21 protein-coding genes are annotated in these 18,153 nt (G+C 67.1%); 14 read left to right on the top strand and 7 right to left on the bottom strand.

Translation table 11 applies throughout. From position 1 onward, the window contains the following. Window positions 1-34 precede the first annotated feature (34 nt). Window positions 35-799: a phosphoribosyltransferase family protein gene (locus ACSQ3Y_RS28270; protein WP_428003602.1), complete on the bottom strand. Its 765-nt coding sequence runs from the start codon at window positions 797-799 to the stop codon at window positions 35-37. Window positions 800-854: 55 nt separating this feature from the next. On the opposite strand from ACSQ3Y_RS28270, the gene ACSQ3Y_RS28265 reads away from it, so the two are divergent. From ACSQ3Y_RS28265 to ACSQ3Y_RS28230, 8 genes are all read left to right on the top strand, one after another. Then, window positions 855-1,763 carry a class I SAM-dependent methyltransferase gene (locus ACSQ3Y_RS28265; RefSeq protein ID WP_057202492.1) on the top strand — a complete coding sequence of 303 codons (909 nt, stop codon included), beginning with the start codon at window positions 855-857 and terminating at the stop codon, window positions 1,761-1,763. Between the two features lie 149 nt (window positions 1,764-1,912). Next, a complete protein-coding gene (locus ACSQ3Y_RS28260; protein WP_057201833.1) occupies window positions 1,913-2,389 on the top strand; it encodes a DUF2244 domain-containing protein in 477 nt (158 codons plus the stop codon). Window positions 2,390-2,449: 60 nt separating this feature from the next. Next, window positions 2,450-3,619, top strand: a complete 1,170-nt coding sequence (coxB, locus tag ACSQ3Y_RS28255) for a cytochrome c oxidase subunit II (RefSeq protein WP_436179567.1) — start codon at window positions 2,450-2,452, stop codon at window positions 3,617-3,619. Window positions 3,620-3,649: 30 nt separating this feature from the next. Beyond that, window positions 3,650-5,284, top strand: a complete 1,635-nt coding sequence (ctaD, locus tag ACSQ3Y_RS28250; RefSeq protein ID WP_305742594.1) for a cytochrome c oxidase subunit I — start codon at window positions 3,650-3,652, stop codon at window positions 5,282-5,284. An 11-nt stretch (window positions 5,285-5,295) separates the two neighbouring features. Next, the gene (locus tag ACSQ3Y_RS28245; RefSeq protein WP_218885856.1) at window positions 5,296-5,409 is read left to right on the top strand and encodes a cytochrome oxidase small assembly protein; all 114 of its coding nucleotides are present in this window, start codon (window positions 5,296-5,298) and stop codon (window positions 5,407-5,409) included. 24 nt (window positions 5,410-5,433) lie between these two features. Next, a complete protein-coding gene (locus ACSQ3Y_RS28240) occupies window positions 5,434-6,066 on the top strand; it encodes a cytochrome c oxidase assembly protein (RefSeq protein WP_305742595.1) in 633 nt (210 codons plus the stop codon). Next, the gene (locus tag ACSQ3Y_RS28235; RefSeq protein WP_305742596.1) at window positions 6,063-6,302 is read left to right on the top strand and encodes a DUF2970 domain-containing protein; all 240 of its coding nucleotides are present in this window, start codon (window positions 6,063-6,065) and stop codon (window positions 6,300-6,302) included. Before ACSQ3Y_RS28240 ends, ACSQ3Y_RS28235 begins: the two co-directional genes overlap by 4 nt. Window positions 6,303-6,364: 62 nt before the next feature. Then, on the top strand, window positions 6,365-7,246 hold the full coding sequence (locus ACSQ3Y_RS28230) for a cytochrome c oxidase subunit 3 (protein WP_179683597.1): 882 nt from the start codon (window positions 6,365-6,367) through the stop codon (window positions 7,244-7,246). 64 nt (window positions 7,247-7,310) lie between these two features. On the opposite strand, the gene ACSQ3Y_RS28225 is transcribed toward ACSQ3Y_RS28230, so the two are convergent. Continuing rightward, window positions 7,311-7,544, bottom strand: coding sequence for a twin transmembrane helix small protein (locus ACSQ3Y_RS28225; protein WP_305742597.1), 234 nt, complete (start codon window positions 7,542-7,544; stop codon window positions 7,311-7,313). Window positions 7,545-7,559: 15 nt separating this feature from the next. On the opposite strand from ACSQ3Y_RS28225, the gene ACSQ3Y_RS28220 reads away from it, so the two are divergent. Genes ACSQ3Y_RS28220 through ACSQ3Y_RS28200 form a run of 5 tightly spaced genes read left to right on the top strand, consistent with a single transcriptional unit; the run spans window position 7,560 to window position 11,724 of the window. Further along, window positions 7,560-8,327, top strand: coding sequence for an SURF1 family protein (locus ACSQ3Y_RS28220; protein WP_436179566.1), 768 nt, complete (start codon window positions 7,560-7,562; stop codon window positions 8,325-8,327). Beyond that, complete coding sequence (locus ACSQ3Y_RS28215; RefSeq protein ID WP_436179565.1) at window positions 8,269-9,021, top strand: hypothetical protein; 753 nt, start codon at window positions 8,269-8,271, stop codon at window positions 9,019-9,021. The genes ACSQ3Y_RS28220 and ACSQ3Y_RS28215 overlap by 59 nt, the downstream gene beginning before the upstream one ends. After that, window positions 9,018-10,208 carry a COX15/CtaA family protein gene (locus tag ACSQ3Y_RS28210; protein WP_436179564.1) on the top strand — a complete coding sequence of 397 codons (1,191 nt, stop codon included), beginning with the start codon at window positions 9,018-9,020 and terminating at the stop codon, window positions 10,206-10,208. The genes ACSQ3Y_RS28215 and ACSQ3Y_RS28210 overlap by 4 nt, the downstream gene beginning before the upstream one ends. After that, window positions 10,205-11,104 carry a heme o synthase gene (cyoE, locus tag ACSQ3Y_RS28205; protein WP_436179563.1) on the top strand — a complete coding sequence of 300 codons (900 nt, stop codon included), beginning with the start codon at window positions 10,205-10,207 and terminating at the stop codon, window positions 11,102-11,104. The genes ACSQ3Y_RS28210 and cyoE overlap by 4 nt, the downstream gene beginning before the upstream one ends. 11 nt (window positions 11,105-11,115) lie before the next feature. Then, window positions 11,116-11,724, top strand: a complete 609-nt coding sequence (locus tag ACSQ3Y_RS28200) for an SCO family protein (RefSeq protein WP_436179562.1) — start codon at window positions 11,116-11,118, stop codon at window positions 11,722-11,724. Between the two features lie 66 nt (window positions 11,725-11,790). On the opposite strand, the gene ACSQ3Y_RS28195 is transcribed toward ACSQ3Y_RS28200, so the two are convergent. The 3 genes from ACSQ3Y_RS28195 to ACSQ3Y_RS28185 form a co-directional block, all read right to left on the bottom strand. Further along, window positions 11,791-12,855 (bottom strand): Bug family tripartite tricarboxylate transporter substrate binding protein, encoded by a 1,065-nt coding sequence (locus ACSQ3Y_RS28195; protein ID WP_436179561.1) that lies wholly within the window; start codon window positions 12,853-12,855, stop codon window positions 11,791-11,793. Between the two features lie 129 nt (window positions 12,856-12,984). Next, on the bottom strand, window positions 12,985-13,926 hold the full coding sequence (gene rpoH / locus ACSQ3Y_RS28190; protein ID WP_057201846.1) for an RNA polymerase sigma factor RpoH: 942 nt from the start codon (window positions 13,924-13,926) through the stop codon (window positions 12,985-12,987). A 282-nt stretch (window positions 13,927-14,208) separates the two neighbouring features. Continuing rightward, window positions 14,209-15,174 carry a GlxA family transcriptional regulator gene (locus ACSQ3Y_RS28185; RefSeq protein WP_436179560.1) on the bottom strand — a complete coding sequence of 322 codons (966 nt, stop codon included), beginning with the start codon at window positions 15,172-15,174 and terminating at the stop codon, window positions 14,209-14,211. A 98-nt stretch (window positions 15,175-15,272) separates the two neighbouring features. Between ACSQ3Y_RS28185 and ACSQ3Y_RS28180 the strand changes: the two genes are divergently transcribed. Continuing rightward, entirely contained in the window at window positions 15,273-15,911 is a 639-nt protein-coding gene (locus ACSQ3Y_RS28180) for a cysteine hydrolase family protein (protein ID WP_436179559.1), read from the top strand. Between the two features lie 8 nt (window positions 15,912-15,919). On the opposite strand, the gene ACSQ3Y_RS28175 is transcribed toward ACSQ3Y_RS28180, so the two are convergent. Next, on the bottom strand, window positions 15,920-17,377 hold the full coding sequence (locus ACSQ3Y_RS28175) for a TIGR01777 family oxidoreductase (RefSeq protein ID WP_436179558.1): 1,458 nt from the start codon (window positions 17,375-17,377) through the stop codon (window positions 15,920-15,922). Window positions 17,378-17,382: 5 nt separating this feature from the next. Next, on the bottom strand, window positions 17,383-18,045 hold the full coding sequence (locus ACSQ3Y_RS28170) for a DUF4166 domain-containing protein (RefSeq protein ID WP_436179557.1): 663 nt from the start codon (window positions 18,043-18,045) through the stop codon (window positions 17,383-17,385). Window positions 18,046-18,153 lie beyond the last annotated feature (108 nt).

Genomic DNA, 18,153 nt, shown 5'->3' with positions numbered 1-18,153 from the left:
AACCTGGTCCTTTGCGGCTGGGTTTTGTAACAAATCATGGGAGGCTTGCGGTGTGGTCCCGGTGCGGTTCCGTGCGGGCGAACACCAGGGCGCTGATGGATGCCACGCCCGCCTCGCGCAACGTGGTGGCGGCGGCATGCAAGGTGGCGCCGGTGGTCATCACATCGTCGATGAGCACGATGCGCTGGCCCCGCAGGCCGGCGGCCCGGGCGGGCTCCACGGCAAAGGCGCCGCGCAGGTTGCGCAGCCGCTCGGCGCGCGTCAGTTGCGCCTGGTGTACCTTGGTATCGCCCGCCTGCAGCCGCAGCAGCATGGCGGGGTGTGCCTTGTGGGGTGACAACTGCCGGGCCAGCAGCAGGGCCTGGTTGAAGCCCCGCTCCCGCAACCGCTCGGGCGACAAGGGAATGGGCAGCACCAGGTCGGCCGCGTCGAGTGCCTGCGCCAGCCCAGGGCTGCCGCGCATCAGCGCTGCCAGTGTGGCGGCCCAGCCGGGGTCGGCGCGGAACTTGAAATCGGCCAGCACGCCGGACCAGGGGTAGGCGTAGTCCACGGCGGCGAGGCAGCGCTCGAAGACCGGTGGCGCGCGCAGGCAGGCGCCGCACACCGTGACACCCTCGGGCACACGCAGGGCACAGTGGGTGCAGCGCGACACCGGCTGGGCGAAGCGGGCCGTACAGGCCTTGCACACGCGCGTGGCAGGCCAGGCATGACAGACGGCGCACTGGCTGGGCAGGGCGCCGGCCAGCGCCCTGAGCCTGCGCCCCACCCCCGATAGCCCTGTGAACGCCTTGAACTGCATGAGTCAATATACTCGTTGGGCCCCCGGTTCCTGCGTGGGGCCCGGTTCCTACGACATGCCCACAGAGCGCCCCCCCACGATCGATCCCCTTGCTGCTGCCCGCTGGCATGCCGCCGCGCCTGCCATGGCCCCCTGGCTCCACGAAGAGGTGGCCCGCCGCATGGAGGACCGCCTGCAGTGGATACGCCAGGCCCCCGCGTCCTGGTGCCACTGGGATCCTGTGCGCGGCGGCCTGCAGGGCCATGCGCTGGTGAGTGCCCGCTATCCCAAGGCCGCCTGCCAGGTGGCCGAGACCGCTGCGCACTGCGTGCCGGTGGCCGAGCAGGCGCTGGCCCGGCCCTGGTGGAGCCCGGCACGCTGGAGCGGCCCGGCGCCGCAGTTCGGCCTGCCGCCCGATGCCAGCGTGCAGATGCTCTGGGCCAACATGGCGCTGCACACGGCGGCCGACCCGCAGGCCCTCATCGGCCAGTGGCACCGCGCGCTGGCGACCGACGGCTACCTGATGTTCTCCTGCCTGGGGCCCGACACCGCGCGCGAGCTGCACGGCGTGTATGCCGCGATGGGCTGGCCGCCGGCCGGCCATGCCTTCACCGACATGCACGACTGGGGCGACATGCTGGTGCACGCCGGCTTTGCCGAGCCGGTGATGGACATGGAGCGCATCACGCTCACCTTCGCCACGCCCGAGCGCCTGCTGCAGGAGCTGCGTGAGCTTGGCTGCAACCTGCACCCTGACCGCTTTGGCGCCTTGCGCGGGCGCTGCTGGCGCGAGCGCCTGCATGCTGCGCTGGTGGAGCACCTGGCCGACCCTGCGCAGAACGGACAGTTGGCACTGACTTTCGAGATCATCTACGGCCATGCCTTCAAACCTGCGCCGCGCCTGAAAATGAGCGCCAGCAGTGCCGTTTCGCTGCAGGACATGCGGGCCATGCTGGCCACCGGTACAGGTAGAAGTACCGGGTAGGCTCGTGTCAATGACATGGAACAAGGCACGCTACAATTCAGGGTTATTGGGATTTCGGGCATCTTCCCGCGCAACGTAGCGGGCTGCGCATGCCGCGCCAGTGGCTTTTCTGGTGTGGTCTGCAGCCGGCAGTCTTGTGGGCACCTCCGGTGACAGGCTTGGTTTTTCGTTTTGCCACTGTCTCGGGTCAGCGCATCGATTGGCGCCTGGCCCGCAACTGCTCGGTCACCCCCGCGCAGATGGGCTGGATGTACCTGTCGCTGTGTTCGGTTTCACTGGGCATTGCAACGTTCTTCTGGATGCTCGGGGCCCGTCTGGTCATGCCCTTCGCATGGCTGGAGATGGTGGTGGTTGGGTTGGCATTCGCCATGTACGGACGTCATGCGGCCGATGGCGAGAGGATTTCACTGCAGGGCTCGCGCCTGGTGGTGGAGTTGGAGACAGCAGGCAAGCTCGAGCGCGCCGAATTCGACCGGAGCTGGGTTCGCGTGGAACCCAAGACCGGCGACCGGTCGTTGATCACCTTGTCTGCACAGGGCCGATCGGTGGAAGTGGGGCGCTACGTGCGCCCCGAGCTTCGGCCGGCCCTGGCATCGGAGATACGCATGGCCTTGCGCGCAGCCTGACCCCACGCAGGCGCGCCAGCAGGGATTGGTTAATTTGAGGCTTAGAAGTAAATGAGAACTATGAAGAGCATTTCCAACAAGCTGGCTTCTCTGCTCCTGATCGCCGGTGCATGGGTGGGCGGCGTGGCCCATGCCGTTCAAGACCTGCCTGGCGGTCCCGCAGTCAACCAGCTCAATCTGCACCCCCCTGTCACCAGGATTGCAGAGGAGCAGCATTTCCTGCACTGGATGATGCTGGTCATCTGCACGGTGATCTTCGTAGCCGTCTTCGCCGTGATGTTCTATTCCATCTGGAAGCATCGCAAGTCCAAAGGCGCCAAGGCGGCCAATTTCCATGAGTCCGTGACCGTGGAAGTGGTCTGGACCATCATCCCCTTCATCATCGTGATCCTCATGGCTCTGCCCGCCACCAAGGTGCTGGTGGCCCAGAAGGACACGACCAATGCCGACCTGACCATCAAGACCACGGGCTACCAGTGGAAGTGGGGCTACGACTACATCACCGGCGAGGGTGAGGGCCTGGCCTTCATCTCCACGCTGGACAGCAGCCACCGCGTGATGTCCGACAGCGGCAACGTCAAGGACGCGCCCGCCGACTACCTGCTCAAGGTGGACAACCCGATGGTGGTGCCGGTCAACAAGAAGATCCGCATCATCACCACCGCCAACGACGTGATCCACGCCTTCATGGTGCCGGCCTTCGGCATCAAGCAGGACGCGATCCCCGGCTTCGTGCGCGACACCTGGTTCCGCGCCGAGAAGATTGGCGACTTCTACGGCCAGTGCGCCGAGCTGTGCGGCAAGGAGCACGCCTACATGCCCATCCACGTGAAGGTCGTGTCTGCAGAGGACTACACCGTCTGGGTGGCCGAGCAACGCAAGAAGGCCGCCGCCAAGCTCGACGACCCGACCAAGGTCTGGACGCTGGAAGACATCACCAAGCGCGGCGAGAAGGTCTACGCGGCCAACTGCGCCGCCTGCCACCAGGCCAACGGCAAGGGTGCAGGCCCCATCAAGCCACTGGACGGCTCGGCCATCGTGCTCGACACCGACCATGCCAAGCAGATCCAGATCCTGCTCAAGGGCGCGGCCAATGGCGCCATGCCATCGTGGGCGCAGCTGAGCGATACGGACCTCGCGGCCGTGGCCAGCTACACCAAGAACACCTGGTCCAACAAGACCGGCCAACTGGTGCAGCCCGCTGAAGTCCTGGCCCAGCGTGGCAAGTAATCACCGCCCCATCGCATTGAGGAATACAAAATGAGCGCAGTTCTCGACGACAAGCATGGGCACGCAGGCGACCACGCACACGACGACCATGGCCACCACGGCCCCACCGGCTGGCGCCGCTGGGTGTACGCCACCAACCACAAGGACATCGGTACCCTGTACCTGCTGTTCGCCTTCACCATGCTCATGGTCGGCGGCGTGCTGGCCCTCTTGATCCGCGCCGAGCTGTTCCAGCCCGGCCTGCAGCTGGTGAACCCCGAGCTGTTCAACCAGCTGACCACCATGCACGGCCTGATCATGGTGTTCGGCGCCATCATGCCGGCCTTCGTTGGCTTTGCGAACTGGATGATCCCGCTGCAGATCGGCGCATCCGACATGGCCTTCGCACGCATGAACAACTTCAGCTTCTGGCTGATGATTCCTGCCGCAGCGATGCTGGTGGGCTCGTTCTTCATGCCCGGTGGCGCACCCGCTGCCGGCTGGACGCTGTACGCGCCGCTGACCCTGCAGATGGGCCCCTCCATGGATGCCGGCATCTTCGCCATGCACATCCTGGGCGCTTCGTCCATCATGGGCTCGATCAACATCATCGTGACCATCCTCAACATGCGCGCCCCCGGCATGACGCTGATGAAGATGCCCATGTTCGCCTGGACCTGGCTGATCACCGCTTACCTGCTGATCGCCGTGATGCCCGTGCTGGCCGGCGCCATCACCATGACGCTGACGGACCGCCACTTCGGCACCAGCTTCTTCAACCCCGCCGGCGGCGGTGACCCGGTGATGTACCAGCACATCTTCTGGTTCTTCGGCCACCCCGAGGTGTACATCATGATCTTGCCGGCCTTCGGCATCGTCAGCCAGATCGTGCCCGCCTTCGCGCGCAAGAAGCTGTTCGGCTACGCCTCCATGGTGTATGCCACCTCGTCCATCGCCATCCTGTCGTTCATCGTGTGGGCCCACCACATGTTCACAACCGGCATGCCCGTGACCGGCCAGCTGTTCTTCATGTACGCCACCATGCTGATCTCCGTGCCCACGGCCGTGAAGATCTTCAACTGGATCGCCACCATGTGGCGCGGCTCCATGACGTTCGAGACCCCCATGCTGTTCGCAGTGGGCTTCATCTTCGTGTTCACCATGGGTGGTTTCACCGGCCTGATCCTGGCCATGGCCCCCATCGACATCCAGCTGCAGGACACCTACTACGTGGTGGCCCACTTCCACTACGTGCTGGTGGCCGGCTCGCTGTTCTCCATGTTCGCCGGCGTCTACTACTGGCTGCCCAAGTGGACTGGCGTGATGTACTCCGAAACGCGCGGCCAGATCCACTTCTGGGGCTCGCTGATCACCTTCAACATCACCTTCTTCCCCATGCACTTCCTGGGCCTTGCTGGCATGCCCCGCCGCTATGCCGACTACCCCATGCAGTTCGCGGACTTCAACGCCATCGCTTCGGTGGGTGCCTTCGGCTTTGGTCTGATGCAGGTGTATTTCTTCCTGGCCGTCGTGCTGCCCGCGATGATGGGCAAGGGCGAGAAGGCCCCCGCCAAGCCTTGGGAAGGCGCCGAGGGCCTGGAATGGGAAGTGCCATCGCCCGCACCGTTCCACACCTTCGAGACCCCGCCCAAGCTGGACGCCACCGCGACCCGCGTGATCGGCTGATCACCATGCCCATGACCCCCGAACAGAAGAAGAGCAACCTGCGCCTGGGCTTGATCCTGGCGTCCGTGGCTGCGGTGTTCTTCATCGGGTTCATGGTCAAGATGGTCCTCCTGTCGTCCCGCTGAAGAGAAGACACAGGGCCCCATGCCATGAACCTGCGCCGCGAGAACGCCAAGATGGTGGGCAAGCTGGTCGTGATCGCGGCCGGCATGTTCGCCTTCGGCTACGTGCTGATCCCGATCTACAAGCACATCTGCGAGATGACGGGGATCAACATCCTGTCGCTGTCAGAGCGCCAGGTGCCCGGCAACGGCGTGGCCGGCAAGGACGTGAAGGTGCCCGCCAACACGCAGGTGGACAAAAGCCGCACCATCACCGTCGAGTTCGACGCCAATGCACGCGGCCCCTGGGACTTCAAGCCCGCCCAGCGCTCGGTGCAGGTGCACCCTGGCGAGCTGACGACGGTGATGTACGAGTTCCAGAACGTGCAGAACCGCCGCATGGCCGCCCAGGCCATCCCCAGCTACGCACCCCGCCAGGCGGCAGCGCACTTCAACAAGCTGGAGTGCTTCTGCTTCAACCAGTACATTCTGGAGCCCGGCGAGAAGAAGCAATGGCCCGTGGCCTTCGTGATCGACCCGCGCCTGTCTAAGGACGTCACGACGATCACGCTGTCCTACACCTTCTTCGAGGTGGGTGGCAAGACGCCCGCAGCGCCGGAGTCCACGGCTGCAGCGCCTGCGCTGCAGCACCCTGCCGCCGTCGAAGGAGCCGGATCATGACTGACAAGCCTGTCCCGCATCCCGCTGCGCCCGTGGCACCCTCGCCGGTGCAGCGCAAGGGTTCGCTGCTGCGCACCATCCGCGCGGTGGCCTGGTCGTTCATCGGCCTGCGCAAGGGCAGCGAATATGCACAGGACGTCGAGAAGCTCAACCCGGTGCACATCATCGTGGTCGGGCTGGTGGCGGTGTTCCTGCTGGTGATTTCATTGATCACGCTGGTGAACGTCATCGTCTGACGCCGCCAGCCCAGTGTTCCCGCGATTACGATAACAAAAGATTTTGAGATTCAGGAGCTGAAATGAGTGCATCGACCCACGGAACGACCCCGTACTACTACGTGCCCGCCGAGTCGCGCCACCCGGTGATGGCGGCCATCGGCCTGTTCTTCGTGATCCTGGGCGCGGGCCAGTGGATCAATGGCCACGACTGGGGCAAGTACTCCCTGCTGCTGGGCATGGTCTGGTGGCTGTTCGTGCTGTACCAGTGGTTCGGCGACGCCATCCGCGAGAGCCAGGGTGGCCTGTACGGTCACAAGATCGACCTCTCGTACCGCTGGAGCATGAGCTGGTTCATCTTCTCCGAAGTGATGTTCTTCGGCGCCTTCTTCTCGGCCCTGTGGTGGGCGCGCGCGCACTCCGTGCCGGCCCTCGGTAGCCTGGACAACGCGCTGCTGTGGCCCGACTTCAAGGCCGTGTGGCCCAGCCTGGCCGCTGGCGTGACGGCATCGCCCGCCGGCATCGTCGAGCCCTTCCAGACCGTGGGCCCCTTCTGGCTGCCCACCATCAACACCGCGCTGCTGCTGACCTCGGGCGTGACGCTGACCATCGCCCACCATGCTCTGCGCGAAAACCACCGCGGCAAGACCATCGCCTTCATGTGGGCCACGGTACTGCTGGGTTTCGTCTTCCTGTGCGTGCAGGGTTATGAGTACTACCACCTGTACACCGACCTGAACCTGAAGCTCAACTCGGGCGTGTTCGGCTCCACCTTCTTCATGCTGACCGGCTTTCACGGCTTCCACGTGTTCCTGGGCATGTTGATGCTGCTGTTCATCACGCTGCGCCTGCAAAAGGGCCACTTCACCCCCGAAAAGCACTTCGGCTTTGAAGGCGCTGCCTGGTACTGGCACTTCGTGGACGTGGTCTGGCTCGGCCTGTACGTCCTGGTCTACTGGATGTAATGTCCGGCACCAACGAAAAAAAGCGCCGCGAGGCGCTTTTTTTGTGCCGGCTGCGCTGATCGGATCAGCGTGTGCTGGCAGGCAGCCCGGTGGGCTGGATGTAGCCCAGTTGCCAGGCCACCAGAATGCACAGGAACAGTACGATGGACAGCCCCACCCGCAGGGCCAGCGCCCACGCCATGCGGTTGCCTTTGGCCTTGTCGGCGCCGGCATCCTCGCCGCCGCGCATCATGAAGAACAGGGCCGAGGCCAGGCTGGCCAGAATGGCGATGAAGGCCAGCACAACGAGGTATTTCATGGAGCACATTATCCTGTGACAAGCACGCGACGCGCCCTGGGCCCGCTTTTCTGGCTGATTCTGATCGCGGCCCTGGCCTCCATGCTGGCCACGGCCTCGCTCGGGCGCTGGCAGCTGTCGCGCGCCGCCGAGAAGGAGGCGCTGCAGGCCCGCATCGACGAGCGCACGCGCCAGCCGGCCATCGACGGCCGCACCCTGCTGGCCTCGGCCGGGCCCGAGGCCGAGCAGTCGCTGGTGCACCGCTCCGTGGTGCTGCAGGGCCGGTGGCTGCCCCAGCACACGGTGTACCTGGACAACCGGCAGATGCAGGGGCGGCCCGGTTTCTTCGTGCTCACGCCCCTGCAACTGGCCGATTCCAATGCCGTGGTGCTGGTGCAGCGCGGCTGGGCGCCACGCAATTTCCAGGACCGCATGCAGCTTCCACCGGTGCAGACGCCTGCTGGCACAGTGCAGGTCACCGGCCGCGTGGCGCTTCCACCGTCGCGCCTGTACGAGTTCGAGGGCGGCGATAGTGCCAAGGGGTCTTCCCGCATCCGGCAAAATCTCGACCTGGCTGCCTTTCGGGCAGAGACGGGTCTGACACTGGCGCCCCTCACGGTCTTGCAGACCGGGGATGCCGGTGAGGGGCTGTCGCGCGACTGGCCCGCCATCGGCGCGGGCGTCGACAAACATTACGGTTACGCATTTCAATGGTTCGGGCTCTGCGGCCTGATTGCACTTCTCTATGTCTGGTTCCAAATCGTCCGACGCTTCATTCGCCCACGCAGCCAGCCAGGCACCTGAGCAGCACAGCAACGGCGGGGCCCACCCGCTGGGCCTTACGGTGCACAGCCTGCCCGAGGCGGGCGATGCCGTGGCCGGCAGCCAGCGCACCCGCCATGGCCGCCTGAAGATGCTGGGCGTGCTGCTCATCTGCGCGGCGCCCGTGGTCGCCTCGTACTTTACCTACTACGTGATCCGGCCCGAGGGCCGCCGTGTCTACGGCGAACTGGTCAACCCCCAGCGCCCCATGCCCGACCTGGTAGGCACCGCGCTGGACGGCAAGCAAATGCCCCTGGCCTCGCTCAAGGGCCAGTGGCTGCTGGTGAGCGTGGCCGGCGGCGACTGCAACGACGCCTGCCAGAAGCACCTGTACCTGCAGCGCCAGCTGCGCGAAACCCTGGGCCGAGAGAAGGACCGCGTGGAGTGGATCTGGCTCGTCAACGATGCCGCCCTGCCGCCCCCCCTGCTGGCCCCGGCCCTGCAGCAGGCCACCGTGCTGCGCCTGCCCCCCGAGGGCGTGGCCGCCTGGCTAACCCCCGCCGAAGGCCATGCGCTGGCGGACCACCTCTACGTGGTCGACCCCATGGGCAACTGGATGATGCGCTTTCCCGCCGCGATGGACCGCAGCGGCGCGGCCAAGGCCAAGCGCGACCTGGATCGCCTGCTGCGTGCGTCCTCCTCGTGGGACGAGGCCGGCCGGCCCGCCAAGCCATGACCGACGCCCAGCCCCTGTACGACCTGGCACCGTTGGCCCGGCTCATGCTGCTGGGCGTGCTGATCGCGCTCGGCCCGCTGGTCTGGGTCTGGCTGCGCAACCGCAACAGCACGCCCCTCAAGCGCCTGCAGGCGCTCACCGTGCTCACACTGTTCCTCACCTTCGACCTGGTGCTGTTCGGCGCCTTCACGCGGCTCACCGATTCGGGCCTGGGCTGCCCCGACTGGCCGGGTTGCTACGGCAGCGCCAGCCCGGTGGGCGCGCACGCCGACATCGCGGCCGCGCAGAGCGCCATGCCCACGGGCCCGGTCACCCACGGCAAGGCCTGGGTGGAGATGGTGCACCGCTACCTGGCCACGGGCGTGGGCGTGCTCATCATCGTGATCACCGTCTCCTCCTGGGTGCAGCGCCGCCGTGCCAGGCGCCAGGGCGTGGCCGAGCCACCCATCAGCCCCTGGTGGCCCACCTTCACGCTGTTCTGGGTGTGCCTGCAGGGCGCGTTCGGGGCGCTCACGGTCACCATGAAGCTCTTCCCGGCCATCGTCACGCTGCACCTCATCGGCGGCCTGGTGCTGCTGGCCCTGCTGTGCGTGCAGGCCGTGCGCCATGCCCACTGGGCGCAGGGCAGAGTGGCGGAGCGCATCGCGCCCGCACTGCGCCAGGGCCTGGTGTGGGCCACCGTGCTGGTGGCCGTGCAGATTGTGCTGGGCGGCTGGGTGAGCACCAACTACGCGGTGCTGGCCTGCACCAGCTTCCCCACCTGCCAGGACAGCTGGTGGCCGGCCATGGACTTTGCCCAGGGCTTCCAGGTCTGGCGCAAGCTGGGCCTGCTGCAGGACGGCAGCCACATCAGCTTTGCCGGTCTCACCGCCATCCACTACGTACACCGGCTGATGGCCTATGTGGTGCTGGCCGCGCTGCTGGCGCTGGTGTGGCGCCTGCGCAAGGCCGCAGTGCTGCCGGTACAGGCGGGCTGGCTGCTGGCGCTGGCGCTGGGGCAACTGGCCACCGGCCTGTCCAATGTCGTGCTCGGCTGGCCCCTGCTGGCCGCCGTGCTGCACACCGGCGGTGCAGCCGCCATGGTGGTGGTGCTGACCTGGGCGCTGGCAGCCAGCCGCGCGGCCACCGCACCGCAAGACGAAGAATCCCCAGCGCCTTCGCGCGCATCGAGAAGAGTGTCCGCATGAGTGTCGCCCCCGCCCTTTCCTCGCCGCCCTCGCGCGTGGCCCAGTTCTATGCCCTCACCAAGCCGCGCGTGGTGCAGCTCATCGTGTTCTGCGCGCTCATCGGCATGGTGCTGGCCGTGCCCGGCATGCCCACCGGGCCGCAGTTCGGCCTGATGGTGATCGCCTGCGTGGGCGTGTGGCTGGTGGCCGGTGCTGCGGCCGCATTCAACTGCATCGTCGAGCAAGGCATCGACGCCAAGATGAAGCGCACGGCCTGGCGTCCCACCGCCAAGGGCGAGTTGTCCAATTCGCAGACCCTGCTGTTCTCGGCCGTGCTGTGCGGCGCCGGCTCGGCCCTGCTGTACTTTGCCGTGAACCCGCTGACCATGTGGCTCACCTTCGCCACCTTCGTCGGCTACGCCGTGGTCTACACCGTCATCCTCAAGCCGCTCACGCCACAGAACATCGTGATCGGCGGCGCCTCGGGCGCCATGCCACCGGTGCTGGGCTGGTCGTCGATGACGGGCGACGTGGGCCCCGAGGCGCTGATCCTGTTCCTCATCATCTTTTTGTGGACGCCGCCGCACTTCTGGGCGCTGGCGCTGTACCGGGTCGAGGACTACCGCAAGTCCGGCCTGCCCATGCTGCCCGTGACGCACGGCAACGAGTTCACGCGGCTGCAGGTCTTCCTGTACACGCTGATCCTCTTCGCCGGCTGCCTGATGCCCTTTATCTACGGCATGAGCTCGTGGATCTACCTGGTGGCGGCGGTGGTGCTCTCTGCGGGCTTCTGCGGCTATGGCTTTGCGCTGTGGCGCAACTACTCGGATGCGCTGGCGCGCAAGACCTTCCGCTTCTCCCTCATCCACCTGAGCGTGCTGTTCGCCGCGCTGCTGGTGGACCACTACGTGCTTTGAACGGCCACACCATGCACAAACGACATGCTCTCCGAATGATCGCCATGGGCGCAGCCGCGCTCGCCGGCAGTGCGCTGCTGGTTGCCTGCTCCGAAAAGAAGCTGGAGTTCCGTGGCGTGGACGTCACCGGCGCCGACTACGCCCGCGACCTGCCGCTGACCGACCACAACGGCCAGGCGCGCAGCCTCAAGGACTTTGCGGGCAAGGTGGTGGTGGTGTTCTTCGGTTTCACCCAGTGCCCCGACGTCTGTCCGACCTCCATGCAAGAGCTGGCCGAGGTCAAGAAAGCCCTGGGCAAGGACGGCGAGCGCCTGCAGGGCATTTTCGTCACCGTGGACCCGGACCGCGACACCCCCGAGGTGCTCAAGGCCTACATGGCCAACTTCGACCCCACCTTCCTCGCGCTGCGCGGCACGCCCGAACAACTGGCCGCCGTGGCCAAGGACTTCAAGATCTACTACAAGAAGGTCGAGGGCAAGACCCCCACCAGCTACAGCATGGACCATTCGGCCGGCAGCTACATCTACGACCCGGCCGGGCGCCTGCGCATCTACAGCCGCTATGGCAGCGGCGCCCAGGCCCTGACCGAGGATGTGCGCGCGCTGCTGAGCGCCGCCTGAACGCACCCACAAAAAAGCCCTCCGTCGCTGTTGCAGGCGTGGGGAGGGCCGTTGGGGCCGGTGGGCTTATTCCGCCTTGATCCCGCGCATGGCGATCACGCCGCCCAGCAGGTTGGTGTCCGCCTTGATGCGGTTGGCCAGGCCCTCGGGCGAGGTGCCCACCACCTGCCAGCCCTGCTGGAACAGCTTGCTGCGCACGTCGGGGCTGCGGGCGATGTCGCTGATGAGGGCGGCGACTTTGGCCTGGATGGGCTTGGGCATGGTGACCGGGGCGGCGAAGGCGTTCCAGATCTCGAGGTTGTAGTTGGTGATGCCGGCCTCTGCCAGGCTGGGCACGTCGGGCACCAGCGGGCTGCGGCCGGCGGAGGTGACGCCAATGGCGCGCAGCTTGCCCGCCTTGATCTGGGCCTGGGCCAGGGCCGGCGGCAGCAGCGCCATCTGCAGCTGGCCACCCAGCATGGCCGTGGCCACCTGGGGGTAGCCAGGGTAGGGCACGTGCACGGGGTTGATGTTGCTGCGCGACTTGAGCAGTTCGGTGCCGATGTGGCCCACGGTGCCCACGCCGGGGGTGCCATAGCTCCACTTGTCGCCGCCGTTGCGCGCGGCCACGAAGAACTCGCGCGCATCGGCCGTGGCCGATACGCCTGGCTGGCTCACGGGCGCGGTCAGCACCAGGGGCGAGGTGCCGATCAGGCTCAACGGTGCCAGGTCCTTGATGGGGTCGTAGGGCACGGCGGGGTTGAGCATCTTGGCGATGGTCATGTTGCCGTTGATCATCAGGCCGATGGTGTGGTCGTCGCGCGCCTTGGCCACGGCGTCGGCGCCGATGTTGCCACCCGCACCCACCTTGTTCTCGACGATCACCGGTTGGCCCAGCGCCTTGGACAGGGGCTCGGCGATGGTGCGCGCCGTGAGGTCGGGCGACGAGCCGGCCGGGAAGCCGACGATGATGCGCACCGGCTTGGTCGGCCAGGCCAGGGGGGCTGCCGCTGCTGCTGGCGCGGCGCCGACAGGTTTGGCTGCCGGGGCTTTTTGCGGGGTCTGTTGGGCAATGGCCCAGGGCGACGACAGGGCAGCGAGCGCGAGCGCAAGCGCGGCACGGCGGGGAACAACAGGGCGTGACAAGAGCATCTCCTTGGAATTTATCGTCCGGAGGCGGAAGGGCAAAAGAAAAGGGCCCCGACGGGGCCCTTTCTCGAAGGTACTTCAGCCGCGAAGCAGCGATGTTAACGCGGCCTCTGTGCCAAAGCGTGGCGCTGCTTATGCGTATTCGGCCAGCGTCTTCTTCATCTTCTTCATCGCGGCGACCTCGATCTGGCGGATGCGCTCGGCGCTCACGCCGTACACGGCTGCCAGTTCGTGCAGCGTCATGCCGCCCGAACCATCGTCGTTCACCTTGAGCCAGCGCTCTTCCACGATGCGGCGGCTGCGCTCGTCCAGGCTGGACAGGGCGGTGGCGATGCCATCGGTGGCCAGGGAATCGCGCTGGCGCGACTCGATCATGGCCGTGGGTTCGTGCGCGGCATCGGCCAGGTAGGCGATGGGGCCGAAGGCCTGCTCGCCGTCATCCGAAGGGGCCGGGTCGAGCAGCACGTCGCCGCCCGACATGCGGGTTTCCATCTCGATGACTTCCTCGCGCTTGACGTTCAGCTGCTGCGCCACCGAGTCGATTTCGCTCTCGGAGAGGGTGTCGCGGTGCGTCGCAGCGTCGGCGGCTGCCGCGTCGGCCTTGAAACCCTGCTTCATGGACCGCAGATTGAAGAACAGCTTGCGCTGGGCCTTGGTGGTCGCCACCTTGACCATGCGCCAGTTCTTGAGGATGTACTCGTGGATCTCGGCCTTGATCCAGTGCATGGCGTAGCTCACCAGCCGCACGCCCTGGTCGGGATCGAAGCGCTTGACGGCTTTCATCAGGCCCACGTTGCCTTCCTGGATCAGGTCGCCGTGCGGCAGGCCATAGCCCAGATACTGGCGCGAGATGGAAACCACCAGGCGCAGGTGCGACATCACCAGCCGGCCGGCGGCGTCCAGATCGTTGTTGTCCTTGAGCGCGCGTGCATACGACTGCTCTTCCTCGTGGGTGAGCAGCGGCAGGCGGTTGACGGCCGAAATATAGGCGTCCAGGTTGCCCAGTGGGGGCACCAGCGCCCACGGGTTTGCAGGCGCCAAAGTCGTCGTAGCGGTTCCAGATTGAATGTTCATTCCGGGAATCCTTTCCTCTAGGGCATGATATTAGCACTCTCTTGGAGTGAGTGCTAAGGCCGAAGTTCCCCCTGCTTTTTCTGGGTGCTTTGGCAGGGATTCCGATGCCCTGACCGTCTCTGGGCTGGGGTCAGGTACTGGCTGTCCCTTGATCGGGACCCTTGCACTTGCCGATGAGTCTAGGCGGGTCGATTCGTGTCACCTGTAGGAGCCGAGGCCTGACGATTGTGGTGAACCAGGCTGAAGGCGCTCGCTGCGAGCCGTCTCCGCGGCTCCCCACCCTCAGACCGTGCGGAACTGCCTGCGGTACCCCAGCGGCGACACCTGGAGGTTGGCCGCGAAATGCTGGCGCAGCGAGGCTGGGGTGCCGAAGCCCGCTTTGTCGGCCACCGCGTCGATGGATTCCTCAGTCGTCTCCAGCAGGCGCTGGGCCAGGGCCAGGCGCTGGTGCAGCAGCCACTGGCCCACGGTGGTGCCCATGGCCTCGCGGAAGTTGCGCGTGAAGCTCCGGCGGCTCATGAGGGCGCGCTGGGCCAGGGCATCCAGGTCTTGCGGCTGCTGCAGGTTCTGCAGCATCCAGTCGACCACGGGGCCCAGGCGGTCGCGCTCGGGCGCGGCGCGCACGGGGGTCTCGATGTACTGTGCCTGGCCACCCTGGCGGTGCGGGGCCACGACCATGCGGCGGGCAGCTCGGTTGGCCGCATCCGCACCGTGGCGCACACGCAGCAGGTGCAGGCAGCAGTCGATGCCGGCTGCGGTGCCTGCGGATGTGAGCACGTCGCCGTGGTCCACGTACAGCACCTCGGGCTGCAGCACCACCTGCCGGTAGCGCTCGGCAAATCGCCCGGCCAGTTGCCAGTGGGTGGTGGCCGTGCGCCCCTCCAGCAGGCCTGCCTCGGCCAGCACGAAGGCCCCCAGGCACAGGCCCACGATGGTGGCGCCGCGGCGGTGGGCTTTGCGCAGCGCGTCCAGCAGCTCCGGTGGTGCAGCGCGCGTGTCGTCGAACCACGAGGGTACGACGATGATCTGCGCCCGGCGCAGTATCTCGAGCCCATGCGCGACATGGATCGCAAAGCCCGCGTTGGTGCGCAGCGCGCCGGGCGTTGCGGCGCAGACCGAGAGCGCGAAGCGGTGGCTGCGGTCCTCGTCGCGGTCCTCGCCGAAGACCAGGCACGGCACCGAAAGGTGGAACGGGCTGATGCCGTCGAAGGCGACCACGGCGACAGTTTCGGGCTGGGGGGCGATCATGGCCCGATTCTATCGATGATTGGCGTTCGGGCCGGTATCGGCAAAGGGCGCCGCTGCCTAAGATCCACTCCATCGCAACCCCAATGGAAACACCGACCATGTCCACCGCACCCCGCCGCGCCCTGATCGTCATCGATGTCCAGAACGAATACTTCGAGGGTGGCCTGCTGCCCATCGAATACCCGCCCGTGGCGCAAAGCCTGCCCAACGTCCTGCGCGCCATGGATGCCGCGCATGCCGCCGGCATCAAGGTGGTGGTGGTGCAGCACCATGCGCCCAAGGGCGCACCGGTGTTCCAGGCCGATGCCCACAACGGCCAACTGCACCCCGAAGTGGCGCGCCGCCACCGCGACCACCTCATCACCAAGGCTACGCCCAGCGCGTTCACGGGCACCGACCTGGCGCAGTGGATCGCCGACAACGGCATCGACACGCTGAGCATCGCCGGCTACATGACGCACAACTGCGATGCGTCCACCGTCTTCGAGGCCATGCACCGCGGGCTGGCGGTGGAGTTCCTCTCCGATGCCACGGGTGCGCTGCCGTACGAGAACGCGGCCGGTTATGCCAGCGCCGAGGAGATCCACCGGGTCTTCAGCGTCGTCTTCCAGAGCAATTTCGCGGCGGTGGCCAGCACCGAGGGCTGGCTGGCGGCGGTGCGCGATGGGCATGCCCTGGCCAAGGACAATGTCGTGGTGTCGAACCAGCGCGGCCGTGCACGCGCAGCCCGCGCCTGAGTTCGCCTTCAACCAGCCAGGTCGCGCAGCGCCCCGGCCAGGGTCGGGTGCTGGAACCGGTAGCCGGCCTGCAGCGCGGCCCGGGGCACCAGGTTCTGCCCGTCCAGCAGCAGCGTGGACATTTCCCCCATCAGCCAGCGCAGGGGCGCCCCGGGCATGCGCAGGAAAACCCTGCGGCCGAAGGACTGCGCGAGGGCGCGGCTGAAGCCCTCCTGCGATGGGGTGTCCGGCGCCACGGCGTTGACGGCACCCTGCAGCGCCTGGTGTTCCAAGCCGAAGCGGATCAGCCCCAGCGCATCGTCGAGGTGGATCCACGGGGCCGGTTGCCGCCCGGAGCCGAGCACGGAGCCCATGCCAAACCGGGCCGCCAGAGCCAGCATGGGGTAGGCCCCATCGCCCCTGCCGAGCACCACGCCCAGGCGCAGCCGGACCACGCGCACGCCCAGCGCCTCCGCGCGCCGGGCCTCGTGCTCGATGGCCACGCACAGGTCGGACTGGAACTGGCCAGGCTGGGGCGGGCCATCCTCGGCGAGTGCCTCGGCAGACACAAGATTGGCCGCACCGTAGTAACCCACCGCCGATGCGCTGACCAGCACCTCGGGCACCTGCTGCAGCCGCCGCATCAGCTGCACGAGGGCCTGCGCCACCTTCACCCGGCTGTCCAGCAGCTCACGCCGCCGTGCCGCCGTCCAGGGCCGGCCCACCACCCGCGCGCCGGCAAGGTGGACCACGGCATGGATGCGGGTCTCGCTGGGGATCTGGTCCAGGTGCTCCACCACCCACACGCCTTGGCCGAGCAGGGCTTGCGCCTGCCGCGCGTCGCGCGACAAGGCGATGACGCGCCGGCCATCGGCCTGCAACTGCCGCACCAGGGCACTGCCCACAAAGCCGGTGGCGCCGGTGACCAGCACCGTAGGCCCCCGGGGCGATGTGTCCGCCATGGGGGCGGGCGACGGCTCCTGCCGCGCGGCTGACTGCCCCAGCCGACGCACGGCGCGTACATTGCGCACGCTCCAGGCGAGAACGCCCAGGCCATACAGCGTGAAAAGCCAGGAGACCCAGCCATGCGGGCGAAAGTGCAATGCGGTGTTCATGGAGGCCCAATCATGCAGCACCGGCACCATGAGTGCCACGAAGCCCCCATAGCTGATGGTCAGCACCGTGTGCAGCAGGCGTTCGAGCGGCGGCAGCCGGCGCGTTCGGTCTTCTTCCAGAAAGTCGGCCAGGGTGACCAGCACTTCCGCAGCCAGGATGAGGGCCAGCAGCCCCGCCATGGCGCCGCGCCATTCGAACCAGGCCAGGCCCAGGAAGACCAGGCCGTACAGCGCCTCGCGCGCCGCGTGCAGCGCCAGTTCGCGGCGGGCTGACACGCGCTGGGGCAGGCGGGCCTGCCATTCGTGGTGCCAGAGGTTGTCGAAGGCGCCCAGCACCGACTGGAAGGACAGGAGGATGAAAACGGCCTGCATGGTGGTCATTCGACTTGGAGGGGATCGGCAAAGATGCCCGACTGGTGGAAGGTCTCGCCCCACAGCGGGTGTTGCATGGAGAGGGTGAAGCGGAAGTCGCCCCCGCCCAGGTCGGTGTGGGTCACGCGGCACTGCCCGGGTGACAGCCATTGCGGCACCGGGATGCGCAGCGGGCCCAGCGCCAGGAAGAAGCGGCGGCTCTGGAAGACCAGGGCGCCGTCCTCTTCGAAGACATCCAGGGCCATGGCCAGGCCACCGTCCGTGCGCTCGGTCAGTTGGCCGCCGGGGCCACCCATGCCGGGTTCCTTGGTCGAGCGCACGGTGGCCGCGCCGGCGGCGCCATTGGCGGCATCGCCGAACAGCCGCTCCCACACCACCCCGCCCTGGCCATTGCCCCGCACCCGCACGGTGGCCGCCAGGCCCCGGGCCTGCAGGCCGGTGAGCGGGCTGCCGAAGGCGCGCGACAGGCAGGCGTAGATGCGGCCGATGCCCGAGCAGCGCAGGTCCATGCGGCCCGTGTAGTCCACGTCCGGGTGGCCGGCTCCGAAGCGCCGCCGCACGGCCGCCGGCAAGCGGGCCCAGCCCGCGGCGCCCACGTAGTCGGACAGGTCGAGATGGCGGGCGGCGTGGGCCGCGGGGGCGAAGGAGGTCAGGGAGGTGGAGGGCATGGCGGGTTTCCTGTGGGGCTGCTTGATCCCTCTTTTGCGAAAACCGGGCCAGCCCTTCACACCACTGCAAGTCGTTGATTCATTGGACTTTTCGCCAACGGCCTGCAT

This window comes from Acidovorax sp. LjRoot66, from assembly GCF_964253305.1.
In the GTDB taxonomy this organism is placed as follows: Bacteria; Pseudomonadota; Gammaproteobacteria; order Burkholderiales; family Burkholderiaceae_C; genus Acidovorax.
Note: the sequence above shows the minus strand (reverse complement) of the source record. Positions and strands in the feature narration are given on the sequence as shown.

What these genes read in the sequence shown, in the direction of transcription:
- ACSQ3Y_RS28185 (WP_436179560.1), bottom strand. Translation starts at nt 15,174, where the DNA reads ATGATCGCCCCCCAGCCCGAAACTGTCGCCGTGGTCGCCTTCGACGGC.
- ACSQ3Y_RS28180 (WP_436179559.1), top strand. Translation starts at nt 15,273, where the DNA reads ATGTCCACCGCACCCCGCCGCGCCCTGATCGTCATCGATGTCCAGAAC.
- ACSQ3Y_RS28170 (WP_436179557.1), bottom strand. Translation starts at nt 18,045, where the DNA reads ATGCCCTCCACCTCCCTGACCTCCTTCGCCCCCGCGGCCCACGCCGCC.
- ACSQ3Y_RS28270 (WP_428003602.1), bottom strand. Translation starts at nt 799, where the DNA reads ATGCAGTTCAAGGCGTTCACAGGGCTATCGGGGGTGGGGCGCAGGCTC.
- ctaD (WP_305742594.1), top strand. Translation starts at nt 3,650, where the DNA reads ATGAGCGCAGTTCTCGACGACAAGCATGGGCACGCAGGCGACCACGCA.
- cyoE (WP_436179563.1), top strand. Translation starts at nt 10,205, where the DNA reads ATGAGTGTCGCCCCCGCCCTTTCCTCGCCGCCCTCGCGCGTGGCCCAG.
- ACSQ3Y_RS28230 (WP_179683597.1), top strand. Translation starts at nt 6,365, where the DNA reads ATGAGTGCATCGACCCACGGAACGACCCCGTACTACTACGTGCCCGCC.
- ACSQ3Y_RS28265 (WP_057202492.1), top strand. Translation starts at nt 855, where the DNA reads ATGCCCACAGAGCGCCCCCCCACGATCGATCCCCTTGCTGCTGCCCGC.
- coxB (WP_436179567.1), top strand. Translation starts at nt 2,450, where the DNA reads ATGAAGAGCATTTCCAACAAGCTGGCTTCTCTGCTCCTGATCGCCGGT.
- ACSQ3Y_RS28195 (WP_436179561.1), bottom strand. Translation starts at nt 12,855, where the DNA reads ATGCTCTTGTCACGCCCTGTTGTTCCCCGCCGTGCCGCGCTTGCGCTC.
- ACSQ3Y_RS28235 (WP_305742596.1), top strand. Translation starts at nt 6,063, where the DNA reads ATGACTGACAAGCCTGTCCCGCATCCCGCTGCGCCCGTGGCACCCTCG.
- ACSQ3Y_RS28240 (WP_305742595.1), top strand. Translation starts at nt 5,434, where the DNA reads ATGAACCTGCGCCGCGAGAACGCCAAGATGGTGGGCAAGCTGGTCGTG.
- ACSQ3Y_RS28245 (WP_218885856.1), top strand. Translation starts at nt 5,296, where the DNA reads ATGACCCCCGAACAGAAGAAGAGCAACCTGCGCCTGGGCTTGATCCTG.
- ACSQ3Y_RS28200 (WP_436179562.1), top strand. Translation starts at nt 11,116, where the DNA reads ATGCACAAACGACATGCTCTCCGAATGATCGCCATGGGCGCAGCCGCG.
- ACSQ3Y_RS28225 (WP_305742597.1), bottom strand. Translation starts at nt 7,544, where the DNA reads ATGAAATACCTCGTTGTGCTGGCCTTCATCGCCATTCTGGCCAGCCTG.
- rpoH (WP_057201846.1), bottom strand. Translation starts at nt 13,926, where the DNA reads ATGAACATTCAATCTGGAACCGCTACGACGACTTTGGCGCCTGCAAAC.
- ACSQ3Y_RS28210 (WP_436179564.1), top strand. Translation starts at nt 9,018, where the DNA reads ATGACCGACGCCCAGCCCCTGTACGACCTGGCACCGTTGGCCCGGCTC.
- ACSQ3Y_RS28175 (WP_436179558.1), bottom strand. Translation starts at nt 17,377, where the DNA reads ATGCAGGCCGTTTTCATCCTCCTGTCCTTCCAGTCGGTGCTGGGCGCC.
- ACSQ3Y_RS28215 (WP_436179565.1), top strand. Translation starts at nt 8,269, where the DNA reads ATGTCTGGTTCCAAATCGTCCGACGCTTCATTCGCCCACGCAGCCAGC.